Genomic DNA, 6,996 nt, shown 5'->3' with positions numbered 1-6,996 from the left:
CCTGATCCGCCAGGTTTCGAGCCGGCACTTCGATTACGGGGCTTCGACCACCGATTCACTCTCGTTACGCCCACTGGCCTTGCTAGCCGGACCCGGACCGTCTGGCAGTAGCGGCCCGTCCCGTCGTTGTCGGGACTGCTCCCACCTTCCCCGGCGTTCCCCGGACCGGGCTGTCCCCAGCTTCAATCGGGCCGCTGCGACGACCCGACGGCAGTGGTCTTTCACCACTACTCGAAAACACCGCGCCTCGTGGCGCACGCGAGCACGAAGTACACCCCGACGCGTGAGGGGAGACTACGTAGCCGTCGTTCGCGAGTCCCGGTCTCGTCCAACACCGCATCCACCAGCTCGGTCGGGATGACCTGCGTCAATTCACCGACATGCCCAGGTGCGAACAGGTCATCGATTCCGTACGTGACAGACTGAGCCACCGAGCCTCTGCTCTCTCAGGAAGATCTTGGTCGATCCCCTGGATAGCAGAGGCCCGTCTCCTCAGCGCTCGCACTTGACAACGTCAACTGAGCCTTAACTTTGTGGCATTGAGGCACGTCGGGAGGCCGCGCAAGGCCGATACAGCGCCAACTCGGCTTCCGCCAACCGCAACGACGTCCGACCGCGCAGTGACCGTTCCTGTCAGCCTCCGTTTCCGGTGCTGGCTGTACCCACGGCATGGCTCAGCACGAAGTCGCGCGCCAGGCGTGCGGCCTGCTCACGGGCCTCGAAGGTGATGCCGTGCCGAGTACGCGGCAGGATCACTAGACGTGCGCCAGGGATCTCCGATGCCATGAGTTCGGCGACCTGAGCGCGGACGATGGGGTCCTCCGCGCCATGCAGCACGAGAGTAGGAGCCGTGATTTCATGCAGCCGGGCAGTGCAGTCGTGGTTCTGAATCGCTGTCATGCGGCGTGCGTCGGCGTCCACGGGACGCCCCCGCAGGGCGCGCTTGGTTTCGGCGACGAGCTGCGGGTCGTTCGCCTGCCCCTCGGGTGTGAGGAGCAGGTCCAGCGCGAACTGCGCCCGCGCGTCCGGCCCCATGGCGACGATGCGGTCACCAAAGCTCTCGGTCATGGTCCAGCTCGGGGTGGCGCCTGACAGTATGAGAGACGCGACCCGCTGGGGGTAGTGGATCGCCAGGTGCATGGCGATCGCTGCGCCGTACGACGCTCCCATAACATGCGCGCGCTCAAATCCCAGCGCGGCAAGGAAGTCGGCGCAGTCAGCAGCTTGCCGAACGATGTCGTACGGCTCGGGCCCGTTGAGTGTGTCGCCGGTGTCACGCTGGTCGAAGCTGATGGCCAGGATTCCAGCGCCTAACAGGGGGCGGAAGGCATCAAACTGCCCCCTATGGCTCTCCCCGCCATGCAACAGAACCAGCGGTTCACCCTGGCCGGACTCAACGTAGGCAATATCGATGTCACCGACTTTGACGTGCTGAAACCCCTCAGAACTCACGCGCTCACCTCCGCAGGCGTGCGTCCATCGCCTCGGCGAAGACGGGGTCGGCACAGGACGGCGGGCTCGCTGCCACCGAGCGGTGGGAACGCTCGATCATCTGGTCACTCACTCTCCGATCGCCTCAAAGCTGAGTACAGCATGGGAACCGGGTATCGCCCAGTCGCTGGTTCACCTCTGCCCCGACCACTACTCCACAAACGGACCATTGGCTCGTTGGCCTTTATAGCCGCACCCGCACGAGGGCGTTGTTAACTTGTTCGGGGCGGGGGTGTTGAGGGTGTGGTGGGGGGAGGCGGGAAGCTCCCGCCGGATGGAGCTACCGCTGTGATCGTCCGTCTCCTGGGTGGCCCGCTCGCCGGTTGCGTACTCACGACCACCGGCGCCCCGTGGGATGGAGGCTGGCTCGCGGCCGGTGACGCCGACTGGGGCCTGTACGGTCCCGTGCACCGCGACCCGGCGACCGGCATGGTCCTGGCGGAGGCCCGGGTCACCATCCCGCGCCGCCGGTAGCCGGCCCCCGGCCTCCTCAGGCTGGTCCGAAGGCCACGGAGTCTCGCCGCGTCCGGCTTCTCCCGGATCACGTTGAGTGTCAAGGATGTTCCCACTAAGGGGTGATCATCTGGTTCGTCCGGGCGTGTCGGTGGCGATCGCCGGAAGCATCTGACATCGCCGGAATCGGTTAACAGCTGTGCCCAACAGCGCGCTTCCGGCGGGATGTTCAGGGTGAAAGGAGTCAGCACATGGCGAACGAGCTGCACTACGGGGACCGGTTCCACCTGCTGAACCTCTACAACGGTGACGGGGGATACCTCGACGTCAACGGTGGCGCCAGCGCAGGCGGGGCGAAGTACCAGGTGTCGACCGCGGCGGTCGCCAACCGTCAGAGCGACAGCGGTACGTGGGAGATCGTTTCAGGGTCCTGCGCGGCCACCGGCGCGTCGGTCAAGAGCGGCGACATCGTCTATCTGCGCAACCTCTACCAGGGCAACGGCGGCTTCCTCGACGCCGGTGGCAGCCCCACCGCCGTCCAGCAGCAAAAGGGCGGCCTGTACGACGTCACCACCGCGTGGGGCAAGGACCGCGACGGCAACAGCAGCCGCTGGCAGATCTTCGACCAGACCAGCACTAATGGCCCCTTCGACGGCCTCGTCCGCTTCAACGACACCGTCCAGCTGTGGAGCACCTACGCCGACCGCGGCGGCTTCCTGGAAGTCAGCGAGGCCAGCACCCTCACCGGCGCCCGGAACGACGTTGACACCAACGCCTATGCCAACCCCGGCAACGCCAACGTCACCTTCTGGAAGATCCTGCCCGCCACCTGACCGACCCGGCTGAGGGCATCGGTTCCTCGGTCTCTGCAGGCCGCTCACGGCATGTTTCTGCGGGCTACGAAGTCCACAGACACCTGCCCTGGTCCCTCACGTCGTCATCGGCAACGCGGAGGACCAGGGCACATAGGTCGGCCAGCTGCCCGCAGGCGCCGGTTTCCTCGGCGCTTCTGCTGCTCCAGTCACAGTCCGATGTCGTTGCCGTCCATGAGGACGCCGGGTGTGATGCCGGGCAGCTGGCTGTCGGCATCGGCCAGGTCAGCACCGGACGCTACACGGCCCACTTCACCCCGAGCTTCCGTAGTGCGTCGCGTTGTTCGGGGGTGAGACGCCGAGCTTCACGACGACCGGCTCGGTCTCGCCGTCGACCGTGATCTGTTCGCCGTGCCCCCTCGGTACGGGCCGGTCCACACCTTCCCGCTCCACCCACTGCGCGAGGGCGGCCAGGCCCCGCTGGAAGGCCTGCTGTGCCTTGCTCGGGCCCTTTGCCGCACGGGCCGGCGCCGGGGCAGGGGACGGCCCTTCAGCGGGCTTGATGCCCAGCGCGGTCAGCCGCTTCTGCTGTTCGGGCAGGAGCTGTGCCCAGGTGCCCGGGTTCTTCTGCCGCTTCAGCCACCGCCCGATGTCATCGCCCTCGAACAGCACCCCGGGTTCGATGGTCGGCAGGACGCCGTCGGCGTCGACCAGGTCGGCGAGGACGCAGTAGTGGCGTTGCCAGTCGAGCGGCCACGGGCAGTTCCAGTCCGGGTCGATCTCCGTCAGCTGCGCCGCGCGCACGGCGGCCCGCTCCGGGTCCTTGCCCAGGCCGTTCTTCGCGCCCTTGCGCCGGAGGTTGGCCATGTGCTGCCCGATGGGCACCATTGCGTCGCGCCTCGACCTGCGATCTCTCGGTTTTGTGTCGGTGAATGGTGTGACAGTGGCGGGTTCCCCGTGTGTTGCCCGGACGTACTGGTCAGTGAGTCATATGTCGGGGTCGCTGGACGTGCTGCCACTGTCATGAGATGAGAGATCGGGGGTGTCGGTACTGTCACCGGGCTGTATAGGCGCAGGTCGCGTACTGGCACGAAATCGCGAGATCGCACGGGGCGTCACCAGAAGGTCCACACCACCCAAGTGATGACGGCCAGGAGAACTCCGGCAGCCATCAAGGGCAGACCCCAGCGCCTCCGACGGGTGGAAACGCCTGAGTTGCTTGCGTGGTTGGTACCGAGGGGGGCAGGCACCAGTGAACCCGCGATGGTTACCGTGGGGCCCTCCCTCGGCGCCCATGTCCATTCTCCAGTCTCCAGCCGGGCGCCTTCCCGCAGTCCTCCGCCGCCGTCCCGGCGCCATCGGATTCCTCCAGCATCGGTGAACTCGACGTTCAACTGCATCGGCGACCTGGTGGCAGTCTGCGCCTGCTGCTGAGGGAGAGGGAAAGACCGGGAGCTGGACGATGGGATGCTTCCTGAGACACTGACGACCGGGGCGTCGGCGATCTGTGCGCCAAGGTCCAGAACAGGTTGGTTGCTTCGGTTAGTTACCAATAGTTCAGGAGCCGCCAGGCCCTCGGCGAGGGCGGAGGGCCTCATGACGACGCGGATATCGATCACTGACGCTTGGCAAGGACGCCTGCTCGATCGAGTTCCGCCTGGCGGGCGGCCGCCTGCCGTTCAAGGATTTCCAGACGGCGCTCCTTCGCTTCGAGCAATGCGGCCAGACGTACTTGGTGCCGGTGGGCAAGGAAGCTGACCGTCAGCGCCCCAAAGGCGATCAGTGCGCTGACGATGATGCCGATGGCTTCGATCACGAGAACACTCTGGCGATTCCGTCAGCCGTAGTCAGCCGGTCTCGTGAATCAAAGCCAGTCAGAGCCAGAACGAGCCAGTCGCCGCGGCGTTGCGCCACGCCGTGCGACCATGCCGCGCGTCTGCCTGCACCCGCACGAGCCCGGCCGGGACCACGGCGCACCGCGCTGCACTCGAGGGCCGGGGGCGGTTGGGCCGCCCGGCCCGCTCGCCGAGCCCCGGTGTGCCGGGGGTCGCAGGATCGGGGTGTGGAGTTCCCGATCAGGGTGGCGCTGGCGAAGGCGGTGCCGGTGCTGCCGCGCGGGCCGGGCTGGTGGTACGAGCCGAAGTTCGACGGGCACCGGATGGTGCTGCGCCGCACGGAGGAGAGTGTGGTGCTGTACGCGCGGTCCGGACGGATCGTCACCAGTCACTGGATGGACCTCGCGACCGCCGGCATGCACTCCCTGCTCCCGGGCACGGTCCTGGACGGCGAAGCCGTCATCTGGAAGGACGGCCGCCTGGATTTCGGCGCGGTCCAGTCCCGCGCCGCATCGACCCTGCCCCGCGCCCGGACTCTCGCCGCCCGGTATCCCGCTTCCTACATGGTCTGGGACGTCCTGCACCACCCCGACCTCGGCGACGTCACGGCCGCCCCTACACCGCCCGCCGCGCTCTGCTGGTGGAGCTCCTGGACGGTGTCGGGCCGCCGATTCAGGTGGTGCCGTCGAGCGACGACTACGACGTCGCACTGGACTGGTACGAGTCGCTTCGGTCGCTGGGGATCGAGGGGATCGTCGCGAAGCGGGATGCCCCCTATCCCGCCGGCAGGCGTGGCTGGGTGAAGGTCGGCACGCGGACACGGTCGAGGCCGCGGTCGTGGGGTTCACCGGGCCGCGGGCCCGGCCCCGGCGTCTGGCCCTGGTTTCGGCAGGGGAGAGCGGGGTGAGGCTGTCGGCCCGTCTCGCCGCGGGGCTGGCCGCGCGGATCGGCCGGGAGCTCGCCTGTGCGGGGGAGGCCGGTGGGGGTGTGGTCGAGGGGGAGGCCTTCACAGGCCTGGACACCGGTTTCGTGGTCGAGGTCCTCGCCGCGGTGGGCCGCCACGGCGTCCTGACCGTCACGCGCATCCGCTGACGCGCCGGCTGAAGGTCGCCAGGGGCTACCGGAGCGAGGCTGGCAGCTGTGTATCGGCGTCAGTAAGGGCCGAGTCGACCTGCTCCCTTGTCAGGTTCTTCGCGTATCTCAGGTCTGCGCCTCTCAGGTTCGTGTCAGTCAGGTCCGTGTAAGCCAGGTCTGGGCCCTTCAGGTAATCGCTGTCGGATAGCGAGCGGCCCAGGTGTGCGCCGCTCAGATTCGCACCGCTCAGATTCGCACCGCTCAAATTCGCGAGGCTCAGGTCCGCGAGGCTCAGGTCCGCGCCCGCCAAGTCCGCGCCTGTCAGGTCTGCGCCTGTCAGGTCTGCGCCTCTCAGGTCCGCACCTCTCAGGTCCGCGTCTGTCAGGTCCGCGGCGTACAGCTCCGCGCCGCTCAAGTCCGCGCCGCTCAGATTTGCGCCGCCCAAGGCCGCTCCTGAATCGGTTTCGCGTGCGTTCCCGGCGAGGTTGATTTTGGGGAGCTTGGCAGCATGGAGATCGAGGAGGAAGACGTCGTCCCGGGTTGTGTCGCGGGTGGCGAGGACGGTGAGGGCGGCGTGGACGTCGGCCGGGATGTCCTGGCTCTTCGCGGGATGTTTCGCAGCGTGGGTGCGGATGTAGGTGGCGAGGACATTGGCGATGGTGGGCTGGTCGCGGCGGGAGTCCTGCATGATCCGCTGCAAGGCATAGACGCCGCCCAGCCGCACGTCCATCTTGTCCTCACCGAGGTTTCCCACCGCCGCCGTGTACCGGTCGGTGATCTGCCCCTCCTTGGCCAGCGCCCGGTCGTCCCGCGCCTGAGTGTTGGCCTGCTGGGCCTGCTCATTGGCCTGTCTGGTCTGAACGTTCGAGTACCAGAGACCCACCACCGCCACGACAGCGGTGACCACGACGGTGAACAACTCGATCCGGCGCGCCCAGTCCAGGGCCTCCGGACGTTCCCCTGGAGCAGGAGCAGGAGCAGGAGCAGGAGCAGGAGCAGGAGCAGGAGCAGGAGCAGGATCGGGATCGGGATCGGGAGCCGGAGCAGGAGGAGGGTCAGGAGCAGGGTCGGGGGCCGGGACTGGGTCAGGGGGAGTGGCCGGGTCTGGGTCAGGGGGAGTGGGAGTGTTCGGTGGCCGGGTGGAGCCTGCTCCCCGGCGGGTGGAGGTCCGGGCAGTGAGGCGGGTGGTACGGCGTAGCCGGGGGCGACGGGCAGGCGTGGGAGGCATACCTGTATTTGATCTCAACCCCCCATGCCAGCGCAGCGATTCGGTTCTATGGGGCCAGCAGGGCGGCGGCCGCCCGCTCAACCGAGCGGGCGGCCGGTTCGGC

At 67.7% G+C, this 6,996-nt stretch carries 8 protein-coding genes and 1 pseudogene; 4 read left to right on the top strand and 5 right to left on the bottom strand.

What is annotated here, in order from left to right; genetic code table 11:
• Nucleotides 1–251: 251 nt before the first annotated feature.
• Together ACF08M_RS38340 and ACF08M_RS38335 are read right to left on the bottom strand one after the other, a co-directional pair.
• Nucleotides 252–431 (bottom strand): annotated as a pseudogene (locus ACF08M_RS38340) (transposase domain-containing protein); the annotation flags it as partial.
• 202 nt (nt 432–633) lie between these two features.
• Nucleotides 634–1,452 carry an alpha/beta fold hydrolase gene (locus ACF08M_RS38335; protein ID WP_392189926.1) on the bottom strand — a complete coding sequence of 273 codons (819 nt, stop codon included), beginning with the start codon at nt 1,450–1,452 and terminating at the stop codon, nt 634–636.
• Between the two features lie 327 nt (nt 1,453–1,779).
• Here ACF08M_RS38335 and ACF08M_RS38330 point away from each other — a divergent pair, with 327 nt between their 5' ends.
• The gene (locus ACF08M_RS38330) at nt 1,780–1,965 is read left to right on the top strand and encodes a hypothetical protein (RefSeq protein WP_392189925.1); all 186 of its coding nucleotides are present in this window, start codon (nt 1,780–1,782) and stop codon (nt 1,963–1,965) included.
• Between the two features lie 230 nt (nt 1,966–2,195).
• On the top strand, nt 2,196–2,777 hold the full coding sequence (locus ACF08M_RS38325) for a hypothetical protein (protein WP_392189924.1): 582 nt from the start codon (nt 2,196–2,198) through the stop codon (nt 2,775–2,777).
• A gap of 291 nt (nt 2,778–3,068) precedes the next feature.
• Here ACF08M_RS38325 and ACF08M_RS38320 read toward each other — a convergent pair whose 3' ends face one another.
• Together ACF08M_RS38320 and ACF08M_RS38315 are read right to left on the bottom strand one after the other, a co-directional pair.
• Nucleotides 3,069–3,644, bottom strand: a complete 576-nt coding sequence (locus ACF08M_RS38320; protein ID WP_392189923.1) for a helicase associated domain-containing protein — start codon at nt 3,642–3,644, stop codon at nt 3,069–3,071.
• A gap of 727 nt (nt 3,645–4,371) precedes the next feature.
• Nucleotides 4,372–4,572: a hypothetical protein gene (locus tag ACF08M_RS38315; protein ID WP_392189922.1), complete on the bottom strand. Its 201-nt coding sequence runs from the start codon at nt 4,570–4,572 to the stop codon at nt 4,372–4,374.
• Nucleotides 4,573–4,818: 246 nt separating this feature from the next.
• Between ACF08M_RS38315 and ACF08M_RS38310 the strand changes: the two genes are divergently transcribed.
• Nucleotides 4,819–5,394 carry a hypothetical protein gene (locus ACF08M_RS38310; RefSeq protein WP_392189921.1) on the top strand — a complete coding sequence of 192 codons (576 nt, stop codon included), beginning with the start codon at nt 4,819–4,821 and terminating at the stop codon, nt 5,392–5,394.
• Nucleotides 5,395–5,494: 100 nt separating this feature from the next.
• Complete coding sequence (locus tag ACF08M_RS38305; RefSeq protein WP_392189920.1) at nt 5,495–5,683, top strand: hypothetical protein; 189 nt, start codon at nt 5,495–5,497, stop codon at nt 5,681–5,683.
• Between the two features lie 25 nt (nt 5,684–5,708).
• On the opposite strand, the gene ACF08M_RS38300 is transcribed toward ACF08M_RS38305, so the two are convergent.
• Entirely contained in the window at nt 5,709–6,584 is an 876-nt protein-coding gene (locus ACF08M_RS38300; RefSeq protein WP_392189919.1) for a pentapeptide repeat-containing protein, read from the bottom strand.
• Nucleotides 6,585–6,996 lie beyond the last annotated feature (412 nt).

It is taken from the genome of Streptomyces sp. NPDC015032, assembly GCF_043080425.1.
GTDB lineage: Bacteria > Actinomycetota > Actinomycetes > Streptomycetales > Streptomycetaceae > Streptomyces.
The sequence above is the reverse complement of the archived record's forward strand: the minus strand, read 5'-3'. Positions and strand labels throughout refer to the sequence as shown.

What these genes read in the sequence shown, in the direction of transcription:
- ACF08M_RS38325 (WP_392189924.1), top strand. Translation starts at nt 2,196, where the DNA reads ATGGCGAACGAGCTGCACTACGGGGACCGGTTCCACCTGCTGAACCTC.
- ACF08M_RS38320 (WP_392189923.1), bottom strand. Translation starts at nt 3,644, where the DNA reads ATGGTGCCCATCGGGCAGCACATGGCCAACCTCCGGCGCAAGGGCGCG.